We start from the raw sequence: 13,644 nt of genomic DNA, 5'->3' as shown, positions 1-13,644 counted from the left end.
GCTCTCCGTTCGATCACCGGTGGGACTCACACGGGGAGCGGTAGTCCCGTGTAGTTGGCGGCCAGTTCGGCGGCCGCGTGGCGGGATGCGGTGATGCGGCGCAGCCGTGCGAGCTGCAGTCCGTTCTCGAACGCATCCCCATTTGGTTGAGCGTGCAACATCCTAGTCATGTCATACGAGAAGCGGGTGGCCTGCCACACACGAGAAAGACACAACTCCGAATATCTGTCGATCAGTTGCGTCGATCCCGTGCGGTGCAGATCGGTCAGGGCGCGGGCGAGGACGGATACGTCCGACACGGCGAGGTTGAGGCCCTTCGCGCCGGTCGGCGGCACTATGTGCGCGGCGTCGCCGGCCAGCACGAGACGACCGTGACGCATCGACTCGTGGACGTAACTCCGCATGGGCGTCACCGACTTGGCCGTGATCGGGCCTCGCGCGAGGGTCCAGTCGGCGTCGATGGCGAAGCGGGCGGCGAGCTCGTCCCAGATCCGCTCGTCGGTCCAGTCGTCGGCGTGGGTGCCGTTGGGGACCTGGAGGTAGAGCCGCGAGACCGCGGGCGAGCGCATGCTGTGCAGGGCGAAGCCGCGCTCCCCGCGGGCGTAGATCAACTCCTCGCAGGACGGGGCGACATCGGCGAGGATCCCGAGCCAGGAGTACGGGTAGTCGCGCTCGTACGTCCGGCTCGTCGCCGTCGGGAAGGCTCCTCGGGAGACGCCGTGGAAGCCGTCGCAGCCCGCCACCCAGTCGCAGGTCAGCGTCTGTTCGCGGCCCTCGTGCAGGAACCGCACGACAGGGGCCTCACTCTCCGGCTTGTCGACCGCCAGCGCCTGCGCCTCGAACAACAGCGGCGGCCCCTCGGCCAGTTGGAGTGCGACGAGGTCCTTCACGATCTCGGTCTGGGCGTAGATGGTGACCGTGCGGCCGCCGGTGAGGACGGGGAAGTCCAGGTGGTGCCGCTCCCCCGCGAACCGCAGCTCGATGCCCTGATGGACGAGCCCCTCGGCGTCCAGGCGGCCGGCGGCGCCGCACGCGCGCAGGGCGTCGACCGTGCCCTGCTCCAGCATCCCGGCACGCTGGCGGTGCTCGACGTACTCCCGCGTCCTGCTCTCCAGGACCACGCAGTCGACGCCGGCCAGGTGCAGCAGGCGGGCGAGGAGCAGTCCCGCGGGGCCGCCGCCGATGATCCCGACCGTGGTGCGCATGGCAGGCCTCCCTGCGTCAGCTGGAGTCGCGGTGCACGACCGTGGCACCCAGCACCGTGTGCGTCTCGGTGGCGGTGCCCGGTTCCCGCACCGCGCGGTCGACCAGCTCGGCGAGGTCACGGCCGGACGGGAGCTCGATGTGGACCGTGCTCAGCCGGGGCCGCAGCAGCCGCCCGAGGAGCAGGTCGTCGGCACCGATCACCGCCGTGTCCTCCGGTACGCGCACGCCCTCGTCCTGGAGGGCACGCAATAACAGCATCGCGTACTCGTCGTTGTACGCGAACACGGCGTCGAGGCCGAGGTCCCGCCAGCGGGCGGCGAGCTCGGCCGCGGACTGCTCCTCGTAGGCGAGGGACAGTTCGGTCAAGGTGGCGTCCGTGTCGTGCAGGGCCCTGCGCACCCCGGCCAGGCGGGGCAGCGAGAAGGCCTCCAGGCCGGACTCCTCGGGCACCACGACCCCGATGCGGCGCCGGCCGCGGGCGTACAGGTGGGCGGCGGCACTGTGGCCGACGCCCGCGTGGTCCATGAGCAGGGCGTGAGCCCCCTCGACCGCCTCGGGACCGAGGGTGACCACCGCGCGGGCGCCGGAGCGCCGCAGCAGGGCCACGCCCTGCGGGCCGAGGCCCGTGCCGGGCACCAGGACGGCCACCGGACGCAGCTCCGCCCAGGCGCGGGCCGCCTCGTCGCCCTGGAGGCCGACGCTGCCGTACTGCACGACGGTGTAGTCCAACCGGCCCAGGGCCCATTGGAGTTCGCTGATGAACTGGCTGTAGAGCGGGCCGACCGGAATGGAGGGGGCGGGCATCAGGACCATCCGGCTGTGCCCGGCGCGCAGGCTGCGGGCGGCCGCGTGCGGGACGTACCCGAGTTCCTTGGCGGCGTCGTGGACACGGCGGCGCGTGGGCTCGCTGATCCGGACGGCGCTGGTGTTGTTGAGGACGTAGGAGACGGTCGCACGCGAGACGCCGGCCAGACGGGCCACATCGGCGCTCGTGGGAACCGGGCGCGTGACGGCGGACGCGGACGTGTTCTGTATCTGCACCATGACGACCGTCATCTTTGCAGAAGCTGTGACGGTGCCCACATGTGGGGTTGCCGCCTTCGCTCAGCGCGGCCCATCGGTGCCGGTCACCCGGGCGACGAGGTCGTTCCAGCCCGCCTCCAGGCGCTCCAGCGGCATTCCGCACTGCCGGGTGAGGTGGTGGATGAGGGCCGGGTCGAGATACGCCATCAGCGTCTGGGCCAGCAGGTCGCAGTCGGCGTTCGGGAGGATCTGCCGCAGCAGCATGGTGGTGTGCATGTGCAGCGCCCGGGCCGACGGGTGGGAGTAGCGGCGGGTCGGCTCCGACTGCGCGGCCAGCAGCAGGTCCAGCTGTTCGGCGGCCCGGTACAGCACGGCGATGCCGAGCGCCCGCAGCCGGTCGGCCGGAGGGGCGCCGGGGCCCAGCGGCGGCGGGCCCCCGAGGAAGTCCGCCTGGAGGGTGCGCGCGGAGTGGTCAAGGAGCGCCATGAGCAGTCCGGTGCGGTCGCCGAAGCGCCGGAAGACCGTGCCCTTGCCGACCCCGGCCGCCGTGGCGACCGCCTCCATGGTGACGCCCGCCACACCGTGCTCCGCGATCAGCCGGGTCGCGGCCTCCAGCAGACGGGCGCGGTTGCGGGCCGCGTCGGCACGCAGGCAGGGCTCGTCGGGGGCGGAACCGACTTCCAGGAGTTGGGGCTTGTCGAAGGGCTCCTGAGGTGTCGGGAACGGCGGCAGGGTCGCGGACATGACGCCAGCGTAAAGCATCGGGAAGAAAACTGGACCTCGGTCCGCTTAAGGTGCTAGAACATTAAACGGACCCCGGTCCGGAACATTGTCCCCGTGTTTCAGCCTCCTGGAGTTACGCATGTCTGTTCGCATCCTTGCGCTCGTCGGATCCCTCCGCGCCGGTTCGCACAACCGTCAGCTCGCCGAGGCGGCCGTCAAGCACGCCCCCGAGGGCGCGGAGGTCGTGCTCTACGAGGGCCTCGCCGAGATCCCGTTCTACAACGAGGACATCGACGTCGAGGGCAGCGTCCCCGCGGCCGCCGCGAAGCTGCGCGAGGCCGCGCAGGCCTCCGACGCGTTCCTGCTCTTCTCCCCCGAGTACAACGGCACCATTCCCGCGGTCCTGAAGAACGCCATCGACTGGCTGTCCCGTCCGTACGGCGCCGGCGCCTTCGCCGGCAAGCCGGTCGCCGTGGTCGGCACCGCCTTCGGCCAGTTCGGCGGTGTGTGGGCGCAGGACGAGACCCGCAAGGCCGTGGGCATCGCCGGCGGCAACGTGCTCGAGAACGTCAAGCTGTCCATCCCCGGCTCCGTGGTCCGCTTCGCCGAGACCCACCCGGCCGACGACGTCGAGGTCGCCGCGCAGCTCACCGAGGTCGTCACGCAGCTCCACAGCAATGCGGGTCAGGTCACCGCGGCCTGAACCTGCGGGGCGTGAACGGTTTCCGACAAGGGGGCCGGAGTTTTCGAACTCCGGCCCCCTTGTGTGTCGTCTGCGGGCTGGTCGCGCAGTTCCCCGCGCCCCTGAGGGGCGCGCACAGCGACGCGTCTCAAGCTGCTGCCGTGGGTGCCAGGTCCCGTAGGACCGCGAGCGCCGCCGCGATCGCCAGGCGCTCATGCGCTCCGGCGCGAGTGCAGGTCAGGAGCTTCCGGTGAGGGTTCCCCGCACAGCTGATCCTCGTGATCGGCAGGTCGGCGGTCAGATACGCGAGGCGGGGGATCAGCGCCACACCGAGGCCGTGGGCGACCAGGTGAGCGGTGACGTTCCAGTCCCTGGCGTGGTGGACCACGCCCGGGGTGAAGCCGGCCGCGCCGCAGGCCGACATGACGTGCGTGCGGCAGGGGCTGTCCGAGAAGGGGGCGATCCAGTCCTCCTGAGCCGCGTCCGCGAGATCCACGAGGTCACGGCCTGCCAGCGGATGATCCGCGGGTACGACGAGGTCGAACGGGTCGTCCAGCAGGGGCTGTTGGTCGAAGCGGGTGTCGCTCATGGGCGGGTTGTGCGGGGTCGCCTCCACGACCGCCAGGTCGATCTCCCCCTCGAAGAGCAGGTCGAAGCTCTCCGGTACGCCCGTCTCCTGGACGCTGACGGTCAGCCGGCGGTGCCGCTCGCGCAGCCGGACCGCCATCGGGGCGAGCAGCGCCGGGACGGCCACGGACAGACCTCCCACCCGCAGCGGTCCCGCGGGCTCGCCGCGGCCGGCGCGCAGTTCGAGCTCGGCCTGTTCCCAGCGGACCTGGATGGCGTCGGCGTGTGCGAGCAGGCTCTCGGCGGCCGGGGTGAGCCGGACCCCGCGGCCCTGGGGTTCGAGAAGGTCCACGCCGAGGTCGCGGGCGAGCTGGCGGATCTGCTGGGAGGCCGCGGACGGGGTGAAGTGCAGGGCGCGGGCGGCCGCGGTGACCGTGCCGTAGTGGGCGACCGCCCTCAGGACGTGGAGCCGACGCAGGTCAATCATGAAGCCCACGCTTCAAGGTGACGTCCAGGAAGTCAACCTGGACCTGAACGGAGAGTCCGCCGCATCCTGGGCTGTGTCGCGACGGCCGTACATCAGTCACCAGGTTCGAGGAGTCACCATGACCAGCACGACCCGCGCCGTCTGCCCGCACTGCGCCTGGCCGGACGACGCCGAACCCTTCCAGGTGGTGTCCCGGCACGGCACCGCCACGGGCGGCACGGTGTGGACCCGCTGCGCGTGCGGCTCGTTGCAGGTCCGCGTGACGGACGGCCGCGGGACGCGTGTGGTCTCCCGCAGCCGTCCGTCCGCCGCGCCGACGAGGTAGCCCAGGGCGGGTCAGTCCAGTTCCGCGAGCCGCCGTACGGCGGGTGCCGTGAAGCGTTCGATCCACTCGGCGGGGGCGCCGGTGCGCGGGGCGAGGATGACCGTGTCGATGCCGAGCTTGGTGTAGCCGGAGATGTCCCGGGCGAAGGCGTCCAGGTCCCCGTCGTCGGCCGCGTCGGCCGTGTATGTCATGGTCTTGCGGATCTCGTCGTAGTCCCGCCCCTCGGTGTCGCAGTGGCGGCGCAGCACGTCGAGCTTGTGCGTGACCTCCTCCGGCGAGGTGGCGAACAGGTTGCAGGCGTCGCCGTAGCGGGCGACCAGGCGAAGGGTCTTCTTCTCACCGCTGCCGCCGATCATGATCTCGGGGTGCGGGGTGCTGACCGGGGCCGGGACGCACAGGGTCTCGGCGAGCCGGTAATGGGTGCCCTCGAAGGGGCCGTTCGCCGCCGGGTCCCACATCTGGAGGCAGATCCGCAGGGTCTCCTCCAGCCGCTCGAAGCGCTCCGCGAGGGGCGGGAACGGCACGCCGAGACCCGCGTGCTCCCGGTCGTACCAGGCGGCCCCGATGCCGAGGGCGGCCCGGCCGCCGGACAGCACGTCCAGCGTGGTCGCGATCTTGGCGAGCAGACCGGGGTGGCGGTACGTCACTCCGGTGACCAGCGCGCCGAGCCGGACCGTCTCGGTGTGGGCCGCGAGGAAGCCGAGGGTGGCGTAGGCCTCCAGCATGGGGTCCTCGGCGCCGCCGTTGAACTCCATCTGGAAGTAGTGGTCCATCACCGACAGCCAGCTCACCCCGGCCGCCTCCGCCGCGGCCCCCGCCGCGGCGAGCTCGGCACCGAGAGCGGGTGCGCCCGCAGGGTGGTCGAACCGGTTGATGTGCACGCCCACGCGCATGACCGTCTCCGTTCACGGGACCTTCGCCGACCGTGCAGACGGTAGAACCTGGAGTGCTCTCGAAGTCAAGGGCGGGCCGCTCAGCGGGTCGCACGGGCCCGCGTGCCCGTCATGCCACGCCTTCGACCTCCGTCGGCTCCTGCTTCTTCGCGGCGCGCAGGCTCGTCAGGGTGGTGACCGTCAGCACGAGGACGATGAAGCCGAGGGAGAAGGGGATGCTGATCTCGGGGACGTGGACCCCGGACTCGTGCAGGGCGTGCAGCACCAGCTTGACGCCGATGAAGCCGAGGATGATCGACAGGCCGTAGCTGAGGTGGACCAGCTTCTTCAGCAGACCGCCGATGAGGAAGTAGAGCTGGCGCAGGCCCATCAGGGCGAAGGCGTTGGCGGTGAAGACGATGTACGGGTCCTGGGTGAGGCCGTAGATCGCGGGGATCGAGTCGAGCGCGAACAGCACGTCGGTCGAGCCGATGGCGAGCATGACGACCAGCATCGGGGTCATGACCCGCTTGCCGTTCTCCTCGATCCACAACTTGGTGCCGTGATAGCGGTCCGCCACGCCGAAACGCTTCTCCACCATCTTCAGCAGCTTGTTCTCCTCGTACTCCTCGTCGTGCCCGTCCTTGCGGGCGTCCTGGACGAGCTTCCAGGCGGTCCAGATCAGGAAGGCGCCGAAGATGTAGAAGACCCAGGAGAACGCGGAGATGATCGCCGCTCCGGCCGCGATGAACCCGGCGCGCAGCACCAGCGCCATCACGACACCGACCATCAGCACCCGCTGCTGGTACTGCGAGGGCACGGCGAACTTCCCCATGATCAGGACGAACACGAAGAGGTTGTCGACGCTCAGGGACTTCTCGGTGATGTATCCGGCGAAGAACTCGCCCGTGGGTCTCCCCCCGCCGAAGAGGAGCAGCCCGAGTCCGAAGAGACAGGCCAGCACCACCCAGACCACGGTCCAGATGCCCGCCTCCTTCACCGACACGTCGTGGGGTTTGCGGCCGATGAAGAAGTCGGCGCCGACCAGGACGCACAGGGCGACGACGGTCAGCAGCCAGACGGTGAGAGAGACGTTCACTGGTTCTCCTGGTGCGTGGGGGGGTATCGACAGCGTTGTCACCACTGGGGAGCCCTTCCACCTACAACAGGTGAACAACAGGTCACGCGATGGTAAGGGAGCGCAGGTCGTACGAGAACATCGCGGGATCCCGTGCCCACCACCCGCCGTACGGCGGCGCCCCGGACGGACGCCGTTGCCCCGATCATGGCGCCACGAGCCGCCGCGCCCCGCGTGAGGAGAAGCCATTGCGCATGCGCCGCCCCCGTTCGACCCCGAACTCAGCGGCGCCCTGGATCTGAAGGAGGACGATAGTTGCGCGCGCCCTATAGAAGCAGACGCTGAAAGTTTCAGCGATGCAATATCCTGGGCGTATCCGTCCCCGTATCCGATTCCCTATCCGTATCCGTGTCCGGCCGGAGGAAGCAGGCCCCCATGACCGCCACAGACCCCGCGCTCACCGCCCTCGCCCAGGGCTGGTGCGCACTCTCCCTGCTGCACGGACGGATCGAGGCGCACATCGAGAAGGCCCTGCAGTCCGCACACGACCTCAGCGTGCGCGAGTACTCCCTGCTCGACGTCCTGGGCCGCCAGCACGACGGCGAGGGCGGGCACCTGCAGATGAAGCAGGTCGCCGACGCCGTCGTCCTCAGCCAGAGCGCCACCACCCGCCTGGTCACCCGCCTCGAGGACCGCGGCCTGCTCGCCCGCTACCTCTGCCCCACCGACCGCCGCGGCATCTACACCGACGTCACCGACACCGGCCGCACCCTCCTCGAACAAGCCCGCCCCACCAACGAGAAGGCCCTGCGAGAAGCCCTCGACCAGGCCGCCACCGACCCCGAACTCGCCCCCCTCGTACGGGCCTTGGAAGCACTCGGCGTACCGGCCTGAGCCAGGGCTCGTTCGTCGGGGTGGCTGCCTCGTCCGCGGCCGCCGTTGAGATGCCGACGCGCACCCGCCGCCGCGGTTCGTGCCTCAGCGGGCGGATGTCCTTGCGGCGAAACGACAGGCGTCGACGGCGATACGGAGTCCGTCCTGCGGACGGGACCGAAGGCAGCCGACGGCCGCGGGACGCCGAGTCGGCCGCAGACATGTGGGTCGCGACCATCCGTTCCGCGAAATCGGGTCCCGAGCGCCTGGTCGGCTGCGGGGCGCTGGTGTCGGCCGACGTCGACCGCCGGACGGGCGGGACACACGAGGCACCTCCAACAATGCTCCCCTGCAAGGGTGTTGACGGGACCACCGGGACCTTCGAGTCGCGGGAGGAATTACCACCGTCCGCCACGGGCAACGTGTTCAAGGACCAGCCGTGAAGGAACGCGACACATTCCGCGCAGAGGAACGGAGATCGAGCGTGACGACGAGCCAGGCCGCCACCCCGGGGGAAGACATGTCACTCACTTCGATAGAGCGTCTCGACGAGGAGATCATCGCGCTGCTGGCCCGCCGTCGCGAGATGGCTCAGGGGCTCCCCGCCCCGGCCCGGGCCCGTGCCGTCGACCCCGGCTTCGTGGAGGCCGTGCGGGAGATCACCGACCGCTACCGCCAGGAGCTCGGCGGGGCCGGAGAACTCGTCGCGCGGGCGGTCATGGTGCTGTGCCACCCGGACCGCCAGAACTGAGGGGCGGGGCCGACAGCGCAGGTCGGAGGGCTGGGGCAGTCGTTGACACCGTCCTGGATCCGGCCGTACAAAGGGCCGCATGAGCGTGCCGCAGCTTCCCCTGTCCGGGATCACCGTGATCAGCCTGGAGCAGGCCGTGGCCGCGCCCTACGCGACCCGCCAGCTCGCCGACCTCGGGGCCCGGGTGATCAAGGTGGAGCGGCCGGGCGACGGTGACTTCGCCCGCCGCTACGACACGACCGTGCACGGACACTCCAGTTACTTCGTGTGGCTCAACCGGTCCAAGGAGTCGCTCACCCTGGACCTGAAGGACCCGCGCGGCCTCGAGATCCTGCACCAACTCCTCGACGGCGCCGACGTGTTCGTCCAGAACCTGGCTCCGGGCGCGGCCGACCGGCTGGGCCTGGGCGTGGACGCGCTCGCCGAGCGCCTGCCGCGGCTGATCCCGTGCACGATCTCCGGGTACGGCACGGACGGCCCGTGGGCCGACCGTAAGTCGTACGACCTGCTGGTGCAGTGCCAGACCGGCCTGGTGTCGCTGACCGGGACCGCCGAGGAGACCGCGCGGGTCGGTATCTCCGTCGCCGACATCGCGGCCGGGATGTACGCCTACAGCGGCATCCTGACCGCCCTGTACACGCGCGCCACCACCGGCAGGGCCCACCCGGTGCAGGTGTCCCTGTTCGAGGCACTGGCCGAGTGGATGAGCCAGCCGGCCAACTACACGCGCTACGGCGGCAGTCAGCCCCCGCGCCTGGGCACCCAGCACGCCACCATCGCCCCTTACGGCGCGTTCACGGCCGCCGACGGCAAGGACGTGCTCTTCTCCATCCAGAACGAACGCGAGTGGATCGTCCTGTGCGCCGATTTCCTGCGACGGCCCGAACTGGCCGACGATCCGCGCTTCGCCACCGGCTCGGCCCGAGTCGCCCACCGCGAGGAACTCAACGCCGTGGTCGCCGAGCGGATCGCGCGCTCCGACGCCGCACAGGTCCTCAAGGACCTGGAGGGCATCGGCATCGCCTGCGCCGGGGTCAATGACGTCGCCGCGTTCCTCGACCACCCGGTCCTGGCCGCCCGCGGCCGCTGGCACGAGGTCGGCCTGCCCGGCGGCGCCACGGCGGAGGCGCTGCTGCCCCCGGCCGACCTCGCCGGGCTGCCCGCCCGCATGGATCCGGTCCCGGGGGTGGGCGAGCACACCGAGGCGATCCTCAAGGAGCTCGGCCGTTCCGGCGACGACATCGCGGTGCTGCGTGCCGGCGGGGTCGTCTGAACCCCGGCCGGGAGGAGACACGAGCGACGAGCGTCCCGGGCGTCCCTGAGGCGCGGCAGCACCGCGGCGATGTCCTCGAACTCCGCTTCCCACACGGGGGGACGGCGAAGCCCGCACACCGACCGGGTGCACCTGGTGGGGTTTCTACCAGGGCAGCGGGCCCTTGGCGTCGAAGAAGCCGCCGGTCGGGCCGTCCGGGGCGACCTGCGCCATGCGGACGATGATCTCGGCGCCCTCCGCGACGGTCTGCGTGCCCGTGTTGCCGTTCAGGTCGGTCTTGGTGAAACCGGGTTCCACGGAGTTGATCCGCATGGCCGGGAACGCCTTCGCGTACTGCACGGTGAGCATGTTGACCGCGGTCTTGGACGTCGGGTAGGCGACGCCCGGGTAGAAGTGCGCGGGGTGGTCCGGGTCGGAGAGGTGGGTCAGGGAGCCCAGGCCGCTGCTGACGTTGACCACGACGGGGGCGGCCGAGCGCTGGAGCAGCGGAAGGAAGGCGTGCAGGACGCGGACCACGCCGAAGACGTTGGTCTCGAAGGTGGTGCGCATCTGGTCGGCGGTCACGGTCGCGGCGACCGGCACGCCGTTGTCCTCGGTGCGGGTCTCTACACCCGCGTTGTTGATCAGGACGTCGAGGCCGCCCGCGGCCTCCAGGGTCTTGGCCGCGGCCTCGACGGAGGTGTCGTCGGTGACGTCGATCTGGACGAACCGCGCGCCGAGTTCGTCGGCGGCGCGACGGCCGCGTTCGGCGTCACGGGCACCGACGTGGACGGTGTGTCCCGCGGCGACGAGCCTGCGGGCGGTCTCGAAGCCGAGGCCCTTGTTCGCTCCGGTGATGAGTGTTGTCGTCATGCCACCCAGGCTGCTGTACCGCGGCGGCACCAGCCAGAAGACCCTTCTTCCTGGGACTGGCGGTACCAGGCACGTCCGATGCCGACGGTGTTCACTGGGGAGCATGGCGGCGACAGAACTGGGACGGGCGCTGAGGCGCTGGCGCGACCGGGTCCGCCCGGACGCGGCCGGGCTCCCCTCGGGGGACCGGCGCCGGGCGGCCGGGCTGCGGCGCGAGGAGCTGGCCCTGCTGGCCGGTGTCTCGGTCGACTACGTCACGCGTCTCGAACAGGGGCGTGCGGCCCACCCGTCCGTGCCGGTCGTCGAGGCGTTGGCCCGGGCGCTGCGGCTCTCGGGCGACGAGCGGACGTATCTCTTCGGCCTCGCGGGACTGGTGCCGCCGGGCCCGGAGGTCGTGCCCGGGTTCATCACGCCCAGCGTGCAACGGCTGCTGGACCGGCTGGTCGACACCCCGGTCGCGGTGTCCGACGCGGCCATGACGCTGCTGCTGGCCAACCCGATGTACGCGGCCCTGATGGGTGATCAGTCCGCCCTGCGCGGCTTCGAACGCAACGGCGTGTGGCGCAACTTCACGGGTATGCCGACCCGGGTACGGCACAGCCCGGAGGAGCGGCGCGCCTTCGAGGCGGGCCTGGTCGCCGAACTGCGCGCGACCGCCGCCCGGTATCCTGCGGACCGCCAACTTGCGCTTCTGATAGCGGAGTTGCGCTCAAGGAGCGAGCGTTTCGCCGAACTGTGGGACGCGGGGGTGGTCGGCCGTCTCGCCGGCTCGCACAAGACGATCGAGCATCCGCAGGCCGGGACGCTCACCCTCGACTGCGACCTGCTCCGGGTCGAGGAGAACGACCTCAACATCCTCGTGTACTCGGCCGAGCCCGGCACCGAGGCCGCCGAGAAGCTGCGGCTGATCTCGGTGCTGGGCACGCAGAGCCTGGCGGAGAGCGGCTAGCGCGGGTTCCCCTGCGGGAACGCCCCCGGTTCGTACGCCGTCGGGCAGGGGGCGGGCGTCCGCATGTGTCGGCCGGCCGCGCTCTCAGTAGCCGTACCGGCTCTTCAGGTGGCGCCAGAAGTCGCGCAGCATCCACTTGTCGAAGTCGGTGATCCGGTCCGCGCTGCCCGCGTTCATCAGGAAGCAGCACTGGCCGGTCGGGGTCCAGTCGTAGAAGTCGTCGAGGCCGAAGGTGTGGCCGACCTCGTGGAGATAGATGTGGATGTTCTCCTGGCTGAGCGCCCCGGTGAAGTACTCCTGGCCGACACGCTGGCCCCAGTCACCGCCGGCGCCACCCTGGAAGCCCTTGGTGAGCCAGAGCGACTGGTCGTAGTGGCGGGCCGCACCGCCGGGGCACTTGGAGTAGTTGCCGTCCTGGTGGAAGAAGCGGCCGCAGTCGGGGGCGCACTGCGGGGCGCCGCCGTCGTCCAGGTTTCCGGCGTAGATGTCGACCGAGTTGTCGGTCCACTGGAGGGTCGAGCGGTTCTTCACCGCCCAGCCGACGATGTTGACGGGCACGGTCTTGTACGGCCAGGCGTTGGTGCCCGTGCCGTTGTCGAGCATGGCGGCCATCCACTTGCCGAACTGCTTCTTCAGCGCGGCGTGGACCTGGTCGCGGAGGGCGGCGCTGACCGGGGCGTCGGACTCCCAGCGGACGCAGTAGTTGACGCTTCCCTTGTTGGCCATGACCTGGTCCCAGCCGTAGTTGCGGAAGCCGTAGAGGTCCGGGTAGGTGGACTCGACGTGGTTCCACACCTGGTTCAGCGGCTGGACGAGGTTCGCGGGCGGGTTCCAGTTGTCCGCAGCCTGAGCCGGGGCCGCTGTCACCGCGGGCGCTGCGAACAGCGCGAGCAGGGCGGCGAGGACGGTGACGAGACGCACGATACGGGTGCGCATGGGGGTGAACTCCCTTCGTGGGGGCTGGGATTCACTGTGGGGTCGCCGCCGGGGCGCCGCGGGTTGCCCGGGACCGTCGGGTATCCGATCGTCGCCCCCATCGGTCGTGACGCCTCCCGGAGATCGGGAAACACGGACGGAATGTGAGCCACCCCACAATCGATACGCGCCCGTTTCGATAGCACCGGGGTTACTCTGATTTCCACGAGAACGAAACCGTTTCGTTCAGCATGTAGTCCGCTGGACGAGGATGGAGCACGCACGCCATGACCAGCGTCCTCATCGCCACCGGCCAGTCACTCCAGCGTGTCGGCCTTCGAATGCTCCTCGACTCCCAGTCCGATCTCACCGTCGTCGGCGAGGCGGCGCACGGGCCGGAGGCGGTCCGGCTGAGCGCCCTGCTCCGGCCGGACGTCGTCCTGCTGGACGGCCGCAGCACCGGCACGGACGTCGTCGAGACCGTCCGCCGCCTCGCCCACGCGCCGGACGGGCACGCCCCACGCGTCCTGCTGCTCACCAGCGGCGACGACACCTACCCCTACGGCGCCCTGCGCGCCGGAGCCGCCGGGCATCTCCCGGAGGCCGCCACCGCCGACGAACTGGTCGCGGCCGTCCGGGTCGTGGCCGCCGGTGACGTCGTCGTCTCCCCCGGACTGACCCGCGCGCTCATCGAGGCCGTCCGCAGCCGGCGCGCCGTGGAGGACCCGTCCCCGGGCAACCGGCTGGGCAGCCTCACCGGACGCGAGCGGGACGTGCTCACCGCGGTCGCCTCCGGCGATTCCAACGCCGAGATCGCCGACCGGCTCTCCATCGCCCCGACCACCGTGAAGTCCCACGTCAGCAACATCCTCACCAAGATCGGCGCCCGCGGACGGGTCCAGGCGGTGGTGTTCGCCTATGAGTCCGGCCTGGTCCGGCCCACGCAGCACGTTCTGCACGCGTGAAGAGGCTTTTCTGACGGACTCGCTGTCGACCCGTGCGGCCGAGGGATGCCGCCGGCCTTCGACCCGCCGCAGCCGCCGGCTCGGGCTCGCTACCGCCACTACG

Annotated in this window: 15 protein-coding genes; 7 read left to right on the top strand and 8 right to left on the bottom strand. The window is 70.7% G+C overall.

The window, feature by feature from the left end:
• Positions 1 to 26: 26 nt before the first annotated feature.
• The 3 genes from ABZ098_RS16110 to ABZ098_RS16100 are packed head-to-tail and all read right to left on the bottom strand — an operon-like array spanning position 27 to position 2,991.
• Positions 27 to 1,205, bottom strand: a complete 1,179-nt coding sequence (locus ABZ098_RS16110) for a 4-hydroxybenzoate 3-monooxygenase (RefSeq protein ID WP_356591348.1) — start codon at positions 1,203 to 1,205, stop codon at positions 27 to 29.
• A gap of 16 nt (positions 1,206 to 1,221) precedes the next feature.
• Positions 1,222 to 2,262 (bottom strand): LacI family DNA-binding transcriptional regulator, encoded by a 1,041-nt coding sequence (locus tag ABZ098_RS16105; RefSeq protein ID WP_356591346.1) that lies wholly within the window; start codon positions 2,260 to 2,262, stop codon positions 1,222 to 1,224.
• Between the two features lie 48 nt (positions 2,263 to 2,310).
• On the bottom strand, positions 2,311 to 2,991 hold the full coding sequence (locus ABZ098_RS16100; protein WP_356591344.1) for a TetR/AcrR family transcriptional regulator: 681 nt from the start codon (positions 2,989 to 2,991) through the stop codon (positions 2,311 to 2,313).
• Positions 2,992 to 3,091: 100 nt separating this feature from the next.
• On the opposite strand from ABZ098_RS16100, the gene ABZ098_RS16095 reads away from it, so the two are divergent.
• Positions 3,092 to 3,655 (top strand): NAD(P)H-dependent oxidoreductase, encoded by a 564-nt coding sequence (locus tag ABZ098_RS16095; protein WP_356591342.1) that lies wholly within the window; start codon positions 3,092 to 3,094, stop codon positions 3,653 to 3,655.
• A gap of 127 nt (positions 3,656 to 3,782) precedes the next feature.
• On the opposite strand, the gene ABZ098_RS16090 is transcribed toward ABZ098_RS16095, so the two are convergent.
• Positions 3,783 to 4,688 (bottom strand): LysR family transcriptional regulator, encoded by a 906-nt coding sequence (locus ABZ098_RS16090; protein WP_356591340.1) that lies wholly within the window; start codon positions 4,686 to 4,688, stop codon positions 3,783 to 3,785.
• Positions 4,689 to 4,806: 118 nt separating this feature from the next.
• Here ABZ098_RS16090 and ABZ098_RS16085 point away from each other — a divergent pair, with 118 nt between their 5' ends.
• The gene (locus ABZ098_RS16085; protein WP_356591338.1) at positions 4,807 to 5,013 is read left to right on the top strand and encodes a hypothetical protein; all 207 of its coding nucleotides are present in this window, start codon (positions 4,807 to 4,809) and stop codon (positions 5,011 to 5,013) included.
• Between the two features lie 11 nt (positions 5,014 to 5,024).
• On the opposite strand, the gene ABZ098_RS16080 is transcribed toward ABZ098_RS16085, so the two are convergent.
• Positions 5,025 to 5,906, bottom strand: coding sequence for an LLM class F420-dependent oxidoreductase (locus ABZ098_RS16080; RefSeq protein ID WP_356591336.1), 882 nt, complete (start codon positions 5,904 to 5,906; stop codon positions 5,025 to 5,027).
• A gap of 109 nt (positions 5,907 to 6,015) precedes the next feature.
• Positions 6,016 to 6,984 carry a TerC/Alx family metal homeostasis membrane protein gene (locus ABZ098_RS16075; protein ID WP_356591334.1) on the bottom strand — a complete coding sequence of 323 codons (969 nt, stop codon included), beginning with the start codon at positions 6,982 to 6,984 and terminating at the stop codon, positions 6,016 to 6,018.
• 414 nt (positions 6,985 to 7,398) lie between these two features.
• On the opposite strand from ABZ098_RS16075, the gene ABZ098_RS16070 reads away from it, so the two are divergent.
• From ABZ098_RS16070 to ABZ098_RS16060, 3 genes are all read left to right on the top strand, one after another.
• Positions 7,399 to 7,857 (top strand): MarR family transcriptional regulator, encoded by a 459-nt coding sequence (locus ABZ098_RS16070; RefSeq protein WP_356591332.1) that lies wholly within the window; start codon positions 7,399 to 7,401, stop codon positions 7,855 to 7,857.
• A 463-nt stretch (positions 7,858 to 8,320) separates the two neighbouring features.
• Positions 8,321 to 8,587, top strand: a complete 267-nt coding sequence (locus ABZ098_RS16065; RefSeq protein WP_356591330.1) for a hypothetical protein — start codon at positions 8,321 to 8,323, stop codon at positions 8,585 to 8,587.
• 79 nt (positions 8,588 to 8,666) lie between these two features.
• Complete coding sequence (locus ABZ098_RS16060; RefSeq protein WP_356591328.1) at positions 8,667 to 9,860, top strand: CaiB/BaiF CoA-transferase family protein; 1,194 nt, start codon at positions 8,667 to 8,669, stop codon at positions 9,858 to 9,860.
• Positions 9,861 to 10,004: 144 nt separating this feature from the next.
• Here ABZ098_RS16060 and ABZ098_RS16055 read toward each other — a convergent pair whose 3' ends face one another.
• The gene (locus ABZ098_RS16055) at positions 10,005 to 10,712 is read right to left on the bottom strand and encodes an SDR family oxidoreductase (RefSeq protein WP_356591326.1); all 708 of its coding nucleotides are present in this window, start codon (positions 10,710 to 10,712) and stop codon (positions 10,005 to 10,007) included.
• A gap of 103 nt (positions 10,713 to 10,815) precedes the next feature.
• Between ABZ098_RS16055 and ABZ098_RS16050 the strand changes: the two genes are divergently transcribed.
• Entirely contained in the window at positions 10,816 to 11,661 is an 846-nt protein-coding gene (locus ABZ098_RS16050; protein ID WP_356591324.1) for a helix-turn-helix transcriptional regulator, read from the top strand.
• 84 nt (positions 11,662 to 11,745) lie between these two features.
• Here the strand turns inward: ABZ098_RS16050 and ABZ098_RS16045 are convergent, their stop codons facing one another.
• Entirely contained in the window at positions 11,746 to 12,597 is an 852-nt protein-coding gene (locus ABZ098_RS16045; RefSeq protein ID WP_356591322.1) for a hypothetical protein, read from the bottom strand.
• A 266-nt stretch (positions 12,598 to 12,863) separates the two neighbouring features.
• On the opposite strand from ABZ098_RS16045, the gene ABZ098_RS16040 reads away from it, so the two are divergent.
• Positions 12,864 to 13,541: a response regulator transcription factor gene (locus tag ABZ098_RS16040; RefSeq protein ID WP_356591320.1), complete on the top strand. Its 678-nt coding sequence runs from the start codon at positions 12,864 to 12,866 to the stop codon at positions 13,539 to 13,541.
• Positions 13,542 to 13,644 lie beyond the last annotated feature (103 nt).

This window comes from Streptomyces sp. NPDC006335 (assembly GCF_040612795.1).
Taxonomy (GTDB): domain Bacteria; phylum Actinomycetota; class Actinomycetes; order Streptomycetales; family Streptomycetaceae; genus Streptomyces.
Note: the sequence above shows the minus strand (reverse complement) of the source record. Positions and strands in the feature narration are given on the sequence as shown.